The organism is Amycolatopsis sp. NPDC045836, from assembly GCF_056431745.1.
Genome location: NZ_JBWKKF010000013.1, coordinates 83829 through 99847, shown reverse-complemented (window position 1 = coordinate 99847; position 16019 = coordinate 83829). Strand labels below are relative to the sequence as shown.

Genomic DNA, 16019 nt, shown 5'->3' with positions numbered 1-16019 from the left:
CGTTTTTTTTTCTTCTCTTCTTTCCCAACCACCGCCCCCTATGAGAGAGGGGGGGGGGGGGGGGGGGGGGGGGGTGTTGTTTGTCCCCCCCCCCCCCCCCACCCCCGCACGGGGATCAGCAGGGACCGTCGTCGCGCCAGACGCCCCATTCGCCGGTGGTGCCGGGCTCCTCACCCTTCGTCCACCACTTCGCCGTCCACTTGGCACCGTTGTGCGAAACCACGTTGCCGCCGGTGTACACCGTCGCGGCGTCCCAGGCGGGCTGGCTGCACACGCCGGGGTTGCCGCCGGTGTCCCACGGGATCTGCGAGGACTTGTAGAAGTTGATGCCCATCGCCGTCCACCGCGGCCCCTGCGCGCCGAGCCGGGTGCGGAACTGGTTCCAGTTGTGCGCGGCCCACGGCGACCAGCCGAGTTCGGCGTGCGCGGCCAGCCGCGGGAACGCCATGTACTCGATGTGCGAGCTGTTCACGATGGTCTCGGTCCACATCGGCGACTCCACGCCGAGCACCGCCGACTCCGGCACGCCGCTGAGGTAGGCGCCCGGGTTCCACTCGTACGCCGTCTGCACCTCGATGAACCCGGCCCAGCTCAGGCCGATCGGGGTGGACGAGTTGTACTTCATGTCCAGGTACGCCTTGTTCGCCGGGGACATCAGCACCTTGCTGCCGCGGGCCACCGCGTTCACCACGCCCTGGTCGCTGGTGGTGGTGCCCCAGAACTGCGGCACCGCGGTGCCCGGCAACTGCACCTTGGCGATGTCGTGCCAGCCCTGCACGGTCTTGCCGTGCTGCGCCACGATCGGCAGAACCTTCGACATGAACGTCTGGTAGTCCGCGTCCGAGGTGGCGTGGGCTTCGTCGCCGCCGATGTGGAAGTACGGGCCCGGGGTCAGCGCGGAGATCTCCCGGATGACGTCGCCGACGAACTTGTAGGTGATGTCCTTCGAGATGCACAGCGAGCTGTAGCCGACCTCGATGTCGGTCCGCAGCGGCGGCGCGACCCCGTTGCAGTTCAGCTCGGCGTAGGAGGACAGCGCCGCGTTGGTGTGCCCCGGCATGTCGATCTCGGGCACCACGGTGATGAACCGCGACGCCGCGTAGGCGACGATCTCGCTGTACTGGGCTTTCGTGTAGAAGCCGCCCGGCCCGCCGCCGACCTGGGTGCTGCCGCCGTGGGTGGTCAGGTTGGGCCAGCTGTCGATGACGATCCGCCAGCCCTGGTCGTCGGCCAGGTGCAGGTGGAAGTAGTTGATCTTGTACAGGGCCAGCTGGTCGATGTACCGCTTCACCGCTTCGACCGGGTGGAAGTGCCTGGCCACGTCCAGCATCGCCCCGCGGTAGGCGAAGCGCGGGTGGTCGGTGATGGTGGCGCCGGGCAGCGTCCACGGGCCGGGCTGCACGGTGGGGCTCTCGATCGCGGCCGGGAACAGCTGGCGCAGCGTCTGCACCCCGCTGAACAACCCGGCGGCGGTGTTCGCCCGCAGCACCACGTTCTGGGCGGACACGGTCAGCTGGTAACCCTGGTCGCCGACGGTGCCCGGCGCGCCGGACAGCAGCAGCGAGATGCCGTCGGCCGGCGGGCTGGCCGGCGCGGCCTCCACCGGCAGCGCGTAGCCGGTCGACTTCCGCAGCACGCCGGCGAGGTATTCGCCGACCGGTGCCGAAGCCGCGTAGATCTTGGTGCCCTCGGCCAGGGTGTGGCTCACCCCGGCGGCGGGCTGCACCGAGACCGGGACGGGGACCAGGCTGGTCAGCGGCTCGGCGGCGGTGGCGGTCGCGGGCTGGAGCGCGGCGAGCGAGCCGCCCGCGATGGTCAGTGCGGCGAGCGCGCGGGCCAGCCGCGAGCGCAAGCGGGGTCTTCCACCGGTTTTCACCATGGGCCTCCTGTAGTCGGATTCTCCCACCGGATCGGGATAGAGGTCTAGACCAATACGGGCTAACCGGGGTCCGGTGTTACCGCCGAACGGGTGCGATGTGGCGATACGGTGGTCCGGTGCGAGTGAGCCTGTGCCTGCCCGGGTTCACCCCGGACGGCGCCGATCGGGCCGAGGTGGCCGAGCGCGGTGGGTTCGACGGGGTGTGGTTCGCCGAACACGCCGGCTTCGCCGACGCCGTCGTGCCCGCCGCCGCGGGGCTCGCCAGGACCGGCCGCATCGACGTCGGCGTGGCCGGGCCGGGCGGCACCCCGGGGTGCTGGCGATGGAACTGGCCTCGCTCGCCCGGCTCGGTCCCGGCCGGGTGCGGGCGCAGGCCGGGCTGGGGGAACCGGCGCTGATCGCCCGGCTCGGCGGGGACCACCGCGGTGGCGCGCGGGTGATGGCGGAGTTCGTCACCGCCCTGCGCGCGCTGCTGGCCGGGCAGCGGTTGACCGGGACCTCGGCCGGGTACCGGTTCGACGGGTTCCGCCTCGCCCACGGCCCGGTGGCCGTGCCGGTCGACCTGCTGGCCGTGCGACCGCGGATGCTGGAGACCGCCGCCCGGTGCGCCGACGGGGTGTCGCTGAGCGCCGGTGCTTCCCGCGAGTACCCGACTTCGGCGGTGCGCCGGGTCAAGGCGTTGCGGGACGGGGAGTTCCGGGTGACCGCGTTCGTGCTCGCCGCCGTCGCGGAGCGGCAGTCGGACGCAATTTCCTTGGTGCAACCGGCATTGCGCGGGTTCACCCCGGAGGTGACCGAAGTGCTGGCACCGGGTGCGGCGGTCGCCGAACGCGCGTTGGCCGCCACGCCCGATACCCTCGCCGGGGAACTGGCCGCCTACGCCGCCACCGGGGTCGACGAACTCGTGCTGACGTTGTTCTCGCCGCTGGATTCGTTCACCGTGCCACCGCAAGTACGCTCGGAAGCATGATCGCCGAACTCCGAGTGCCCGTGCTGGTCGCGCCGATGGCGGGAGGCCCGTCGACGCCCGAACTGGTCGCCGCGGCGACCCTGGCCGGGGCGTCCGGTTTCCTGGCGGCCGGTTACCTCACCGCGGAAGCGCTGGCGGAGCAGATCGAACGCACACGAGCGCTCACCGGTGCCCCGTTCGGCGTGAACCTGTTCGTGCCGGGGGAAGCAGGCGATCCCGACGTCGCGAGCTACCAGTTGCGGCTGCTCGCCGAGGCGCAGCGGTACGGCGTCCGCCCCGGCCTCCCGGACTGGGACGACGACCACTACCCGGCGAAGCTGGACCTGGTGGTGGCGCAGCGGATCCCGCTGGTGTCGTTCACCTTCGGCAGGCCGTCGGCGGCCGACGTCGAACGGTTGCACGCGGCAGGCAGCCAGGTGGTGGTCACCGTGACCACGCCCGCCGAGGCCCGGCTGGCCGCCGAGGTCGGCGCGGACGCGTTGTGCGTCCAGGGTTTCGAGGCCGGGGCGCATCGCGCCCTGTTCACCGACGAGGAGACCGAGGCCGCGGGCGGCGAGACCTACGGCCTGCTCGCCCTGCTGCGGCTCGTCGCGGCCGAAGTGGACCTGCCGCTGATCGCCACCGGCGGGCTGGTGCACGGCGCCGACGTGGCCGCGGTGCTCGCCGCCGGTGCGATCGCCGCGCAACTGGGCACCGCTTTCCTGCGAGCCGACGAGGCGGGCACCAACGAGACCTACCGGCGGGCGCTGGCCGAAGGGGGCCGCCGCACCGCGTTCACCCGCGCGTTCAGCGGCCGCCCCGCGCGCGGGCTGGTCAACCGCTTCCTGCTGGAGCACTCCGAGGCCGCTCCGGCGGCGTACCCGCAGGTGAACAGCCTGAGCAAGCCGATCCGCGCGGCGGCGGCCAAGGCGGGCGACCCGGAGGCGCTGTCGTTGTGGGCGGGGCAGACCTACTCGCTGAGCAGGTCCGCCCCGGCCGCCGAGATCATCGGAACCCTGGACACCGAACTGCGCCGCGCGGTGTCCAGGCTCTCCGGCCGGTGACCTACTTGCCGGCGTTCTCCTTGCCGAGCACCGAGTTCCGGCGGCTGTAGGCGAAGTAGATGAGCAGGCCGATGGCGAACCAGGCGGCGAAGCGCAGCCAGGTCTCCGGCTGCAGGAAGGTGATCAGCCAGATCGAGAAGACCACGCCGATGATCGGCACCACCGGCATGCCGGGGGTCTTGAAGCCACGCGGCAGGTCCGGGCGCTTGTACCGCAGCACGATCACCGCGATGCAGACCACCACGAACGCCAGCAGGATGCCGATGTTGGTCAGCTCGGCCGCCTCGGCGATCGGCAGGAACCCGGCGATCAGCGCCGAGGCCGCGCCCAGCACCCAGGTGATCCGGCTCGGCACCTTCTTCACCGGGTGCGTCTTGGCGAACCACTTCGGCAGCAGCCCGTCACGGCTCATCGAATAACCGACGCGCGCCGCGCCCATCATGAAGGTGAACAACACGGTCAGGATGCCGAGGATGGCCCCGGCGGCGATGATCGCGCCCAGCCACTTCAGCCCGATCCCGGCGAAGGCGCTGGAGAACGCGGCCTCGCTGTCGATGTCGGTGAAGTTGACCATGCCGGTCAGCACCAGGCAGGCCAGCACGTACAGCACCATCGAGATGGCCAGCGAGTAGATGATCGCCTTCGGCATGTGCTTCTGGGAGTCCTGCGACTCCTCGGCCGCGGTGGACATCGCGTCGTAGCCGAACACCGCGAAGAACACCGTCGCCGCCCCGGTGAACGCACCCGCCCAGCCGAACGGGGCGAACGGGTCGTAGTTGTCGGTGTTGATGTGGAAGGCCCCCACCACGATCACCAGCAGCACGATGCCGACCTTGAGGTAGACCAGCAGCGTCTCGAACCTGGCCGCGTTCTTCATGCCCTGGTTCAGGATGAACGCGATCAGCAGGCACAGCAGCACGGCGAACAGGTTCACCTTGTAGGTCCCCGACGCCACCCCGTCCGGCTCGGTGCCGGGCGCGCCGAGCATCCACTCCGGCAGCGAGATGTTCAGGAAGCCGAGCAGGTCGTTGAAGTAACCGCTGATGCCGATGGCGACCACCGCCACGATCGCGGTGTACTCCAGCAGCAGGTCCCAGCCGATGAACCAGCCGGTCAGCTCACCGAGCACCGCGTAGCCGTAGGTGTAGGCCGAACCGGCACGCGGGATCAGCCCGGCGAACTCGGCGTAGGAGAACGCCGCTGCCGCGCTGGCGATGCCCGCGATCAGGAACGAGATCAGCACGGCCGGGCCCGCGGTCTCGTTCGCCACCGCGCCGGCCAGGGAGAAGATCCCCGCGCCGATGATGCCGCCGACCCCGATCGCGGTCAGCTGGCGCAGGCCGAGGGTGCGCTGCAGCCCCTCGCCCTCGGCCACCGGTTCGATCTGGTCGATGGGCTTGCGCCGGAAGATCCCGTTGCCGGAACCGCTCTGGCCGACGGTCATGTCCGCTCCCGTGTTCGTGCTCGTCCGAAGGCCCGGATCGCGGGCCAAGCGGCACCGTACCCGGTGGCGGGAGCGTTGCGCAGCTCCGGCGGGCGAGTCTGGTGAGGCGACTCGATTCAGCCGGCGGCGGTCTCGGTGCCCGCGGCCCCGGTGGCCGGTGCGGTGACCCGGCGGCTCTTGCCGTGGGTGGCGCTCGCGGCGAAGTAGGTGATCAGCTCCGCGATGGCGGGCGGGTCGTCCAGCTGCGGGCAGTGGCCCCAGTCGTCGCGCACCAGCAGCCTGCTGTGCGGCACCAGGCTGTGCAGCTGCTTGCCGGCGGCGGCGCTGACCAGTTTGTCCTTGCCGCAGGCCACCACCAGCAGCGGGGCGCGCACGCCGTCGAGCTGGTAGGCGGTGGCCAGTTCCTCGACCAGCTGCCTGGCCTGCTCCAGGCGGCCGGTGGTGGCGCGGTAGTCGGGGAACAGGTCGGTGAACCGGCGGACCTGGGTGACGTCGGCGACCGCGGCGTCGGCGTAGAGCAGCCGCGGGACCACCTGCTCGGCGATCGCGCGGACGACGAAGGCGGGCACCGGCAGCGGCAGCGCGGAGTACAGCCGCAGCGGCACCGGGAACCGGGCCACCGTGCGGATCAGCCACGAGTCGACAAAACCCGGCGAGGCGATCGAGACCACGCCCGCCACCGGCAGCCGCGTGCTCTGCGCCGCACGCAGGCTGATCGTGCCGCCCAGCGAGTTCCCGACCAGCACCACCGGGCCGAGCACCGACTGCTCCTTGATCAGCGCGGCGAGGAAGGTGTCCAGCTGCGGCAGCATCGCGCCGGGGCGCAGCGCGTCGGCCTCGCCGAAACCCGGTAGATCCACCGCGACCGCGGAGTGCCCCGCGGTCGCCAGCTCTTCCAGTACCGGGCGCCAGGTGTCGGCGCTGTCGCAGTAACCGTGCAGCAGCACCAGTCTCGGCGTGGCGGGCCGCGCGGCGCGGCGGGCGGACCGGCGCCGCGGGGTGCCGGTGTCCGGCTGCCTGCCGACCTCCAGCACCCGGGTCCGGGCACCCGCGAAGCGGCGGTGGGCGACCCGGATCACCGAGTCGTCCTGCACCGTCGCCGGTGGTGCCTCCCGCTGCCGTGCGGTCATGCACTCCAGGGTAAGCACTGAATCGGGATTTCCGCTCGGTTTCGTGCGGTCACGGTCCGATGTCAGGGGTTCCCCTACCGCTGGCCGGGTGGTCTCGACCACTGGGCCGATCAGGCGACGAAGACGGTTTTCCCCGCCGTTTCCCCGTTCAGCATCTGCTGGAAGCCGGTGGCCGCTTCGGCGAACGGGAGTTCCGCGCCGATCTGCGGCCGGATCCCGGAAAGCCGCACGTAGTCGAGCAGATCGCGCAGTTCGTCGCGGGTGCCCATGGTCGATCCGGCGATCCGCAGCTGCAGGAAGAACACCCGCTGCAGTTCCGCGCCGGCGTCCGGCCCGCTGGTCGATCCGGAGACCACGATGATGCCGCCCGGCTTCAGCGACTTCACCGAGTGTGACCAGGTGGCCTTGCCGACGGTCTCGAACACCGCGTCCACCCGCTCCGGCAACCGGGCCCCGGATTCGAAGCTCTGGTGCGCGCCGAGCTGCTCGGCCAGCGCCCGCTTCTGCTCGGTGCGGCCGGTGACCCACACGCGGAACCCGGCCGCGCGGCCGAGCTGGACCAGCGCCGTGGACACCCCGCCGGAGGCGCCCTGCACCAGCATGGTCTGCCCGGGGCGCAGGCCGGACTTGACGAACAGCATGCGGTAGGCGGTCAGCCAGGCGGTGCCCATGGTGGCGGCCTCGGCGAAGGACAGCTCCGCCGGCTTCGGCACGGCGTTGCGCGCGGGCACCACCACGTAGTCGGCGAAGGTGCCCTGGAACTTCTCGGTGAGCAGCGTGCGCTTGGGATCCAGGGTGTCGTCGCCCTGCCAGCCGGGAGCGTTGACCACCGAGTGCAGGACCACCTCGGTGCCGTCGTCGAGCACGCCGGCGCCGTCGCAGCCGAGCACCATCGGGAACTGCTCCGGTTTGATGCCGACCCCGCGCAGGGTCCAGATGTCGTGCATGTTCAGGCTCGCGGCCTTGACCGCGACGCGGACCCAGCCCTCGGGGACTTCGGGTTCGGGGCGCTCGCCGACCACCAGCGAGTCCAGCGGGTCGTCCTGGTTCGGGGCCTTGGCGTATACGGCGAACATGGCTGGGAACCTACCGGCGGGCCGGGGCCGGGGCCATCGGGGAGTATTCTTCGACACGTGCTGGACGGACTGTCGGACTGGTGGGACTCGGTGGAGCTGTGGCTCGCGCAGCTCTGGTTCCCGGTGCAGTTCATCCTGGTCATGGCCGTGCTGCTGCCGTTGTGCGCCGGGCTGGCCTGGCTGATCGACCGGGTGGTCGACCGGCTCTCCCGGTGGTTGTCCTCGGCCCGGCGCGAGGATCCGGCACGCCGGTCGTAGTCTTCGGGTCATGTTCAACCGGAGGCGGATCACCGCCGCGTTGATCGGCCTGATCGTGCTCGTGGTGGGCGGCTGGCTGGTCAAGGACCTGGTGGCGGACGGCTCGCCGCCGGCCACGCTGCCCGGCACCGAATCCGGGCTGCCGGTGGCCTCGCTGTCCAGCCTGCCGCCGGAGGCGGCCGAGACCTGGCGGCTGATCGGCTCGAACGGCCCGTTCCCCCACCCCCGCAACGACGGGGTGGTGTTCGAAAACCGCGAGAAGACGCTGCCCGCCCGTGATCCCGGCTACTACCGGGAGTACACCGTGAAGACGCCGGGCAGCGAAGACCGCGGTGCCCGGCGCTTGGTCACCGGCGCGGCGCGCGAGCTGTACTACACCGGTGACCACTACGCTTCGTTCGTCATCGTGGACCCGAGCAGGTGAGCGCCGTGGAACAACCGGATGCGCGAGCACTGGCGGAGCGCGCCCGCGCCCGTGGTGCCTACGCCCATGTACTGCCCGGCCCCGCGCCGGTGACCAAGGCCGCGGCGCTGGACGCCATCGCGGCCGCACTGGAGTTCCCCGACTGGTTCGGCCGGAACCTCGACGCGTTGTACGACTGCCTGACGGACCTGTCGTGGTTGCCCGCGGGGGAGCACGTGCTGATCTGGGCCGGTTCGGACGCGTTCAAGACGGCTGACCCCAAGGCGTACCTGGCGATCCGGGGGGTGCTCTCGGACGCGCAACGGGCGTTGGCGCCGAACGGGGCGCGGGCGGATTCGCGGAGCCTGACGGTCCAGTTGACCGAAGCCTGATCCGTGGGTGGCTGCCGGGGTGACACGTCCCGGCAGCCCGCTTCACGGGGTCAGCGCGGAACCCAGGCCGGGGGGCGCTTCTGGGCGAAGGCGGTGATGCCTTCCTGGCCCTCTTCACCGGCGAAGAAACCCGTGGACAGTTCCGTCATTTCGGCGAAACCGTCGGACGGGGTGGCGGGGCGGGGGCGGCTGAGCAGTTCCTTGGTGGCGGCCAGCGCCTTCGGGCCGCCGAGGGTGAGGGACCGGACGTAGGCGGCCACGGTTTCGTCCAGCTCGCCCGGGTCGACCGCGGCGTTCAGCAGGCCGATCGACACCGCCCGCACCGCGTCGAACTTGTCGCCGGTGAGGAACAGTTCGTGGGCGGCACGCGCGTTCAGTCGCGGTAGGACGGTGAGCGAGATCACCGCGGGCACCACGCCGATGCGCACCTCGCTGAAGGCGAAGGTGGCGTCCTTGACCGCCACCGCGATGTCCGCGGCGGCCACCATGCCGATGCCGCCCGCCCTGGCCGGTCCGGCCAGTTTGGCCACCACCGGCTTCGGGCTGGTCCACAGCTGGTCGAGGATGCGCGGGAACTCGTTCACGCCCTGGTCGCCGGCCCCGGCGCCCCTGGCCTCCTTGAGGTCCATGCCCGCGCAGAACACCGGCCCGGTGTGGTCGAGCACGATCACCCGCACGCCGTCGTCCTCGCGCGCCCTGGTCAGCCCGGCGCTCAGCTCGGCCCGCAGCTGCGCCGAGAGGGCGTTGCGGTTGTGCGGGGAGTCCAGCGTGATCGTGGCGGTGCCGCCGGACACCGCGTAGTGCACCAGTTCTTCAGCCATGGCCCCACCTTCGCACACGGCTGCCGGAGACCCCGGCAGCCGTGGCGGGAGGAGCTAGCCGATCGCGGTGGTGGTGAACACCGGGCTGGGGTTGGGGAAGCAGGCCGTCGGCGCGGTGACGTCGAAGACCACCGTGGTCACCGTGTCGAAGGTCAGGCCGGGGTCGGCGTAGCTGGTGCCGCCGAGCCTGGTCTGGATCGTGCCCGACTGACCGGCGGTCAGGACCGCCGTCACGGTGGGCAGTTCGAACGCCGCGCCACCGTTGAGCGGGCCGGGGAAGCTCAGGGTGGCGACCCCGTTGGCCACCACCAGCTTCGGCGGCGTGGCGCCCAGCCCGGAACCACCGGACAGGCTCGCGCTGGCGAAGGTGGAGTTGGCCGGGATCGGGATCTCGAGCGCGAAGTTCTTGATCTGCTTTATCTTGAAGCCGTTGACGTCACTGGGCACGGTGTCGGGCGCCGGGTCGACGACCACGGTGAGCGCGCCCCCGGGGGCCACCGTCGCCGGCGCGGTCACGTCCACGGTCTGGTCCAGCGTGGCCTGCTGCGGGCCGACGATCGGGGCGTTGGCCTGGCAGTCCAGGACCACGTCCTGGGCCGCCGCCGAAGCCGGGGTGGCCGTCGCGCACAGCGGCGCGGCGGCCGCGACCGCGGTGACGGCGGTGGCCAGGGTTTTGCGCAGGGCAGACTTCATCGTCTCCACCTTCGGGAAATCGCTGGTGCTCTTCGGGGGAAGTGCCGGCCGGCGAGTAGATAGTTACCGGCCAGTTAAATAGCGCGTCAAGGAGTCACCATTGCCATGAGCGGGTGGTGACCGGCACTGGGAACGAAGCCAGCCGGAAGGAGCAGTGCTGCCGCCGTTCAGGCGGACATGAACTGCGGATACGTCATCTCGGCGTACCGCGCCAGCACCAGTCCGGCCACGCGGTCGTCGGGACCGAGGGGAGCGGCCACCGGCACCCGCGGTCCGGCGAGCGCGGCGACGCGGTCCGGCAGCAGGCCCGGCGCCAGGAACCACGAGGCGACGGCGAACCGCCGCGCGCCCTGCGCACGCAGCTTCGCCAGCGCGGCGGGCACGTCGGGCTTGGTGGCACTGGCGAAGGCCGGGGCGACCAGCAGGCCGTGCCGCTGGTGCCAGCGCTCGGCGAGCGCGCTCACCGCGGCGTTCGCCGCCGCGTTCGACGAGCCGACGGCGGCCAGCACGACGCCCAGCTCCGGGTCGGCGAGGTCGGCGCCGGTCTCCCGCAGCCGGTCCAGCGCCACGGCTTCCAGCGCGGGAGCGGCACCGAGCACGCCGGTGATCCGCACGTCCAGCTGCGGTACCTCGGCGACGAGCGCGGGCAGGTCGACCCGCGCGTGGTAGGCGCTGCCCAGCAGCAGCGGCGCCACCACGGCCTCCCGGTACCCCTCGTCGTGCAACCCGGTCAGCACCCGGGGCACCGGCGGATCGGACAGGTCCAGGAACGCCACCCGCACGTCCAGCCGCGGATCGAGCAGGCGCACCCGGTCGACCAGTGCGCGCACGGTGGCCGCGGACCGCGGGTCCCGGCTGCCGTGCGCGACGACGACCAGCGGCCTCACGCGAACCGCTCGCCGATCAGCCCGGCGGCGAGCGTGTCGCCGTCCTTCGGGTCGATCACCAGGAACGCGCCGGTGCGCGGGCTCACCGCGTAGTCGTCCACCGGCAACTCCTCCGCCAGGCGCAGGGAAACCGTGCCGATGTCGTTCAGCGACAACGATTCCGGACTGTCCACAGTGGTCAGCGTCTGCTCGTCGAAGCGCGAGCCGATGGCGTCGACCAGTGCCTGCACGGTCCGCGTGCCGTGCTTGACGAGCACCCTGGCCCCGGCCGTGAGCGGTTTGCCCGACAACCAGCACAGCGCCGCGGTGAGTTCGCCGGTCACCCGCGGCGGCCGGTCGGCGATGGCGATCAGGTCACCGCGTGAGATGTCCAGATCGTCTTCGAGCAGCAGGGTCACCGAGGTGCCCGCCCCCGCCTCCGCCAGCTGCCCGTCCGCGGTGTCGATGGCCTCGACGCGGCTGCGCGACCCGTGCGGCAGCACCACGACCTCGTCACCGGGGCGCACGCTGCCCGCCGCGATCTGCCCGGCGTAGCCGCGGTAGTCGGGGAACTCCGGGGTGCGCGGCCGGATCACGTACTGCACCGGGAAGCGGAACGCCGCGTCGTGCGGGTCCGGTGCCACCGGCACCTCTTCCAGGTGCTCCAGCAGCGTCGGCCCGGCGTACCAGGGGGTGCGCTCGGACTTGACCGCCACGTTGTCGCCCTGCAACGCGGAAACCGGGATGGACAGCACGTCGCCTTCGGCGTACCCGAGCGAGGTGGCGTGCGTGGCGAACTCCTCGGCGATCACCGCGAAGGTGGCTTCGTCGTAGTCCACCAGGTCGATCTTGTTCACCGCCAGCACCAGCCGCGGCACGCCCAGCAGGGCCAGCACCGCGGCGTGGCGGCGGGTCTGCTCGACCACGCCGTTGCGGGCGTCGACCAGCAGCACGGCCAGTTGCGCGGTGGACGCGCCGGTCACCGTGTTCCGGGTGTACTGCACGTGCCCGGGGGTGTCGGCGAGCACGAAACTGCGCCTCGGCGTGGCGAAGTAGCGGTAGGCCACGTCGATGGTGATGCCCTGCTCGCGTTCCGAGCGCAGCCCGTCCACCAGCAGCGAAAGGTCCGGGGTGGACAGTCCGCGGTCGACGCTGGCCCTGGTCACCGCGTCGAGCTGGTCGGCCAGCACCGACTTGGTGTCGTAGAGCAGGCGGCCGACCAGGGTCGACTTGCCGTCGTCGACACTGCCCGCGGTGGCCAGTCTGAGCAGACCCGACATCAGAAGTAACCCTCTCGCTTGCGGTCTTCCATCGCCGCCTCGGACAGCCGGTCGTCGGCCCTGGTGGCGCCGCGCTCGGTGAGCCTGCTGGCCAGCACCTCCGCGATCACCTCGTCCACGGTGGACGCGGTGGACTCGACGGCGCCGGTGCAGGAGCCGTCGCCGACGGTCCGGTAGCGCACGCTCAGCTCGCGCACGTCCTCACCGGCGCGCGGCCCGCCCCACGGGCCTTCGGTGAGCAGCATGCCGTCGCGCTGGTACACCTTGCGCCGGTGCGCGAAGTAGATCGAGGGCAGTTCGACGCCCTCCCGGTTGATGTAGTGCCACACGTCCGCCTCGGTCCAGTTGGACAGCGGGAACACGCGCACCTGCTCACCCGGGCGGTGCCTGCCGTTGTAGAGGTTCCACAGCTCCGGCCGCTGCCGCCGCGGTTCCCACTGGCCGAAGGCGTTGCGCAGGCTGAAGATCCGCTCCTTGGCGCGGGCGCGTTCCTCGTCGCGCCGCCCGCCGCCGAACACCGCGTCGAACCTGTGCTCGGCGATGGTGTCCAGCAGCGGCTGGGTCTGCAGCGGGTTCCGGGTGCCGTCGGGGCGCTCGGCCAGCCTGCCGTCGTCGATCCAGTCCTGCACGTTCGCCACGATCAGCCGCAGCCCGTGCCGCCGGACCACCTCGTCGCGGAAGGCGATGACCTCGTCGAAGTTGTGCCCGGTGTCCACGTGCAGCAGCGGGAAGGGCACCGGGGCCGGCCAGAACGCCTTGATCGCCAGGTGCAGCAGCAGGGTGGAGTCCTTGCCGCCGGAGAACAGGATCACCGGGCGGTCGAACTCCCCGGCCACCTCCCGGAAGATGTGGATGGCCTCGGATTCGAGCGCGGCCAGGTTGTCCTGTGCCGCGTCGGTCGCTGGCTCGAGCGTCGTCACGTTGGTCCCTTTCAGCCGTGCAAACCGCACTCGGTCTTGGCCTGGCCCGCCCACCGGCCACTGCGCGGATCGGCACCGGGCGCGACCTTCGCCGTGCACGGGGCGCAGCCGATCGACGGGTACCCGGCGGCCACCAGCGGGTTCTGCAGGATGCCGTGGTCGCGGATGTAGTCGTTGAACTGCTCGTCGGTCCACGCCGCCAGCGGATTGACCTTGACCAGGCCGTTGCGCTCGTCCCAGCCGACGACCGGGGTGTTCGCCCTGGTCGGCGCGTCCACCCGGCGCACACCGGTGACCCACGCCGAGTAGTTCGCCAGCGTTTCGCGCAGCGGCACCACCTTGCGCAGGTGGCAGCACTTGCCCGGGTCGCGCTCGTGCAGCCGCGGGCCGTATTCGGCGTCCTGCTCGGCCACGCTCTGCGCGGCCTTGGCGTCGACGATCCGCACGTGCGGGTACACCGCCTCGACCGCGTCCCTGGTGCCGATGGTTTCGGCGAAGTGGTAACCGGTCTGCAGGAACAGGATGTCCACATCGGACTTGGCCTGGGTGGCCAGTTCGATCAGCACGGCGTCCTGCATGTTCGAGGCCACGATGAAGTCGTCGCCGAAGGTGCGCACGGTCCAGTCCAGCGCTTCGGCGGCCGTGGCGTCGGCGAGTTCCGCCGACGCGCGTTCGGCGAGGGTGCGGTAGTCGGCTGTCGCGGTCATTTCTTCGCCACCTCCGGAAGGGACAATCCGAGGAACTTCACCGAGAAGACCCGGCGGCAACCCGAACAGAGCCAGGCTCCGTTCTCTTCCGGCCGGAGATCTTCGTCACCGCAGTAGGGGCAGTGGAACGGGGTGGCGCGCTCGGTCACTGGAGATCGCTTTCCCCGGCCCGCGCCACCCACTGCGGGAAGCGCTCGCCCGGTTCGCGTTGTTCGGCGAACTTGCGGACGACGCGTTCGACGTAGTCGGTCAGCTCGGTGCTGGTCACCTTGTGCCCGCGCAGTTTCCGGCCGAACCCGGCGTCCAGGCCGAGCCCGCCGCCGAGGTGCACCTGGAAGCCTTCGACCTGGTTGCCCTCGTCGTCGGTGACGATCTGGCCCTTGAGCCCGATGTCCGCGGTCTGGATGCGGGCGCACGAGTTCGGGCAGCCGTTGAGGTGCACGCTGATCGGCTCGTCCAGGCCGATGTCGGACAACCGCTTCTCCAGGTCGCCGACCAGGTCGCCGGCCCGGGCCTTGGTCTCGACGATGGCCAGCTTGCAGAACTCCAGCCCGGTGCAGGCCATCACGCCGCGCCGCCACGGTGACGGCTCGCTGTCCAGGCCCAGCTTCGACAGCTCCACCTGCAACTCGGTGACCTTGTCCTCGGGCACGTCGAGCACCACGAGCTTCTGCAGCGGGGTGAGCCGGACGCGGTCGGAACCGGTCCGCGCCACGGCGTCGGCCACGGCCAGCAGCGTGGTGCCGGACACCCGGCCGGCGATCGGCGCGAACCCGACGTAGCGCTTGCCGTCGACCTGCTCGTGCACACCGACGTGGTCGATCGGGCGCTCGGGCACCGCGGGCGCCGGGCCGTCGAGCAGCTCGCGCTTGAGGTACTCGTCCTGCAGCACCTGGCGGAACCTCTCCGCGCCCCAGTCCTTGACCAGGAACTTCAGCCGCGCGCGGGACCGCAGGCGGCGGTAGCCGTAGTCGCGGAAGATGCTGATCACGCCTTCCCAGACCTCGGGCACCTCGTCCAGCGGCACCCAGGCGCCGAGGCGCACGCCGATCATCGGGTTGGTGGACAGCCCGCCGCCGACCCACAGGTCGAAACCGGGGCCGTGCTCCGGGTGGTTCACCCCGACGAAGGCGACGTCGTGGATTTCGTGCGCCACGTCGGCCTGGCCGGAGATGGCCGTCTTGAACTTGCGCGGCAGGTTCGCGTACCGGGGGTCGCCGATGTAGCGGCGCTTGATCTCCTCGAGCGCCGGGGTGGCGTCGATCACCTCGTCGGCGGAGATGCCCGCCACCGGGGAGCCCAGCATGACGCGCGGGCTGTCCCCGCACGCCTCCATCGTGGTCATCCCGGCGCCTTCGAGCTTCTTCCAGATCGACGGCATGTCCTCGACCTGGATCCAGTGGTACTGGATGTTCTGCCGGTCGGTGATGTCGGCGGTGTCGCGGGCGTGGTGCTGCGAGATCTCGCCGAGCACCCGCAGCTGCTCCAGGTTCAGCGCGCCGCCGTCGAGGCGGACCCGGAGCATGAAGTAGCGGTCGTCCAGCTCCTCGGGCTCGAGCGTGGCGGTGCGGCCGCCGTCGATGCCCGGCTTGCGCTGGGTGTAGAGGCCGAACCAGCGGAACCGGCCACGCAGGTCGGCCGGGTCGATCGAGTCGAACCCGCCGTGCGCGTAGATGTTCTCGATCCGCGCCCGGACGTTCAGCGGGTTGTCGTCCTTCTTGGAGCGCTCGTTCGGGTTGAGCGGTTCGCGGTAGCCCAGGGCCCACTGCCCCTCGCCGCGCCGCTGCTTGGCGCGGGCGGGGCGGGACGTGCTCGGGCGAGCGGGCGAGGCCATCGGTCCTCCGGGTGTGTTCTGGCGCCTGCGCACCGTGAACGCCCTGGACTGGCCGTGGTGGGAGCGATCGCGGCTTGGCTCGGCGCCGACGTGGCTGGGTCAGGCGGGCGGAGCGGGATCACGCACGGCAGAGGGCGCTGGCGACACGCCGGAGATCGACGTGGCGGCGGGCCACGAGGAGAACACCGGCGTAGGTCACGGTCCCAGGGTGCCACGCGTCCAATATGTGGTCGAGCGTTGCCCGGATGCTGGGAGAGAGGTCACCGGCCCTGGTCTCCGGGGCGGATTTGGGATAGTGGAGGC

19 protein-coding genes are annotated in these 16019 nt (G+C 71.3%); 6 read left to right on the top strand and 13 right to left on the bottom strand.

The annotated features are described in order from the left end of the window. Positions 1 to 115: 115 nt before the first annotated feature. The gene (locus AC07EG_RS24740) at positions 116 to 1852 is read right to left on the bottom strand and encodes a family 20 glycosylhydrolase (protein WP_478255550.1); all 1737 of its coding nucleotides are present in this window, start codon (positions 1850 to 1852) and stop codon (positions 116 to 118) included. 143 nt (positions 1853 to 1995) lie between these two features. Here AC07EG_RS24740 and AC07EG_RS24735 point away from each other — a divergent pair, with 143 nt between their 5' ends. The 3 genes from AC07EG_RS24735 to AC07EG_RS24725 are packed head-to-tail and all read left to right on the top strand — an operon-like array spanning position 1996 to position 3892. After that, positions 1996 to 2277 carry an LLM class flavin-dependent oxidoreductase gene (locus tag AC07EG_RS24735; RefSeq protein WP_478255549.1) on the top strand — a complete coding sequence of 94 codons (282 nt, stop codon included), beginning with the start codon at positions 1996 to 1998 and terminating at the stop codon, positions 2275 to 2277. Then, on the top strand, positions 2202 to 2849 hold the full coding sequence (locus AC07EG_RS24730; protein ID WP_478255548.1) for an LLM class flavin-dependent oxidoreductase: 648 nt from the start codon (positions 2202 to 2204) through the stop codon (positions 2847 to 2849). Before AC07EG_RS24735 ends, AC07EG_RS24730 begins: the two co-directional genes overlap by 76 nt. Next, on the top strand, positions 2846 to 3892 hold the full coding sequence (locus AC07EG_RS24725) for a nitronate monooxygenase (RefSeq protein WP_478255547.1): 1047 nt from the start codon (positions 2846 to 2848) through the stop codon (positions 3890 to 3892). Before AC07EG_RS24730 ends, AC07EG_RS24725 begins: the two co-directional genes overlap by 4 nt. A 1-nt stretch (position 3893) precedes the next feature. On the opposite strand, the gene AC07EG_RS24720 is transcribed toward AC07EG_RS24725, so the two are convergent. From AC07EG_RS24720 to AC07EG_RS24710, 3 genes are all read right to left on the bottom strand, one after another. Then, on the bottom strand, positions 3894 to 5336 hold the full coding sequence (locus AC07EG_RS24720) for an amino acid permease (protein WP_478255546.1): 1443 nt from the start codon (positions 5334 to 5336) through the stop codon (positions 3894 to 3896). Positions 5337 to 5452: 116 nt separating this feature from the next. After that, positions 5453 to 6466, bottom strand: a complete 1014-nt coding sequence (locus AC07EG_RS24715; RefSeq protein WP_478255545.1) for an alpha/beta fold hydrolase — start codon at positions 6464 to 6466, stop codon at positions 5453 to 5455. A 110-nt stretch (positions 6467 to 6576) separates the two neighbouring features. Beyond that, positions 6577 to 7542 carry a zinc-binding dehydrogenase gene (locus tag AC07EG_RS24710; RefSeq protein ID WP_478255544.1) on the bottom strand — a complete coding sequence of 322 codons (966 nt, stop codon included), beginning with the start codon at positions 7540 to 7542 and terminating at the stop codon, positions 6577 to 6579. 57 nt (positions 7543 to 7599) lie between these two features. Here AC07EG_RS24710 and AC07EG_RS24705 point away from each other — a divergent pair, with 57 nt between their 5' ends. The 3 genes from AC07EG_RS24705 to AC07EG_RS24695 are packed head-to-tail and all read left to right on the top strand — an operon-like array spanning position 7600 to position 8595. Next, positions 7600 to 7800 (top strand): hypothetical protein, encoded by a 201-nt coding sequence (locus AC07EG_RS24705; RefSeq protein WP_478255543.1) that lies wholly within the window; start codon positions 7600 to 7602, stop codon positions 7798 to 7800. A gap of 10 nt (positions 7801 to 7810) precedes the next feature. Beyond that, on the top strand, positions 7811 to 8224 hold the full coding sequence (locus AC07EG_RS24700; protein ID WP_478255542.1) for a guanyl-specific ribonuclease: 414 nt from the start codon (positions 7811 to 7813) through the stop codon (positions 8222 to 8224). Next, on the top strand, positions 8221 to 8595 hold the full coding sequence (locus AC07EG_RS24695) for a barstar family protein (protein WP_478255541.1): 375 nt from the start codon (positions 8221 to 8223) through the stop codon (positions 8593 to 8595). Before AC07EG_RS24700 ends, AC07EG_RS24695 begins: the two co-directional genes overlap by 4 nt. Before the next feature lie 50 nt (positions 8596 to 8645). Here the strand turns inward: AC07EG_RS24695 and AC07EG_RS24690 are convergent, their stop codons facing one another. From AC07EG_RS24690 to AC07EG_RS24650, 9 genes are all read right to left on the bottom strand, one after another. Further along, positions 8646 to 9416, bottom strand: a complete 771-nt coding sequence (locus AC07EG_RS24690; protein ID WP_478255540.1) for an enoyl-CoA hydratase-related protein — start codon at positions 9414 to 9416, stop codon at positions 8646 to 8648. A gap of 54 nt (positions 9417 to 9470) precedes the next feature. Next, positions 9471 to 10109, bottom strand: coding sequence for a cyclase (locus tag AC07EG_RS24685; RefSeq protein ID WP_478255539.1), 639 nt, complete (start codon positions 10107 to 10109; stop codon positions 9471 to 9473). A 167-nt stretch (positions 10110 to 10276) separates the two neighbouring features. Next, positions 10277 to 10996, bottom strand: a complete 720-nt coding sequence (locus AC07EG_RS24680; protein ID WP_478255538.1) for a sirohydrochlorin chelatase — start codon at positions 10994 to 10996, stop codon at positions 10277 to 10279. Continuing rightward, the gene (locus tag AC07EG_RS24675) at positions 10993 to 12255 is read right to left on the bottom strand and encodes a sulfate adenylyltransferase subunit 1 (RefSeq protein ID WP_478255537.1); all 1263 of its coding nucleotides are present in this window, start codon (positions 12253 to 12255) and stop codon (positions 10993 to 10995) included. The genes AC07EG_RS24680 and AC07EG_RS24675 overlap by 4 nt, the downstream gene beginning before the upstream one ends. Then, positions 12255 to 13175, bottom strand: a complete 921-nt coding sequence (cysD, locus tag AC07EG_RS24670; protein WP_478255536.1) for a sulfate adenylyltransferase subunit CysD — start codon at positions 13173 to 13175, stop codon at positions 12255 to 12257. The genes AC07EG_RS24675 and cysD overlap by 1 nt, the downstream gene beginning before the upstream one ends. Positions 13176 to 13186: 11 nt before the next feature. After that, positions 13187 to 13882 (bottom strand): phosphoadenylyl-sulfate reductase, encoded by a 696-nt coding sequence (locus tag AC07EG_RS24665; protein WP_478255535.1) that lies wholly within the window; start codon positions 13880 to 13882, stop codon positions 13187 to 13189. After that, positions 13879 to 14031 carry an Insertion element protein gene (locus AC07EG_RS24660; protein ID WP_162788768.1) on the bottom strand — a complete coding sequence of 51 codons (153 nt, stop codon included), beginning with the start codon at positions 14029 to 14031 and terminating at the stop codon, positions 13879 to 13881. Before AC07EG_RS24660 ends, AC07EG_RS24665 begins: the two co-directional genes overlap by 4 nt. After that, positions 14028 to 15716 (bottom strand): nitrite/sulfite reductase, encoded by a 1689-nt coding sequence (locus AC07EG_RS24655; RefSeq protein WP_478255534.1) that lies wholly within the window; start codon positions 15714 to 15716, stop codon positions 14028 to 14030. The genes AC07EG_RS24660 and AC07EG_RS24655 overlap by 4 nt, the downstream gene beginning before the upstream one ends. A 118-nt stretch (positions 15717 to 15834) precedes the next feature. Then, positions 15835 to 15915: a putative leader peptide gene (locus AC07EG_RS24650; RefSeq protein ID WP_370469041.1), complete on the bottom strand. Its 81-nt coding sequence runs from the start codon at positions 15913 to 15915 to the stop codon at positions 15835 to 15837. Positions 15916 to 16019: the final 104 nt, after the last annotated feature.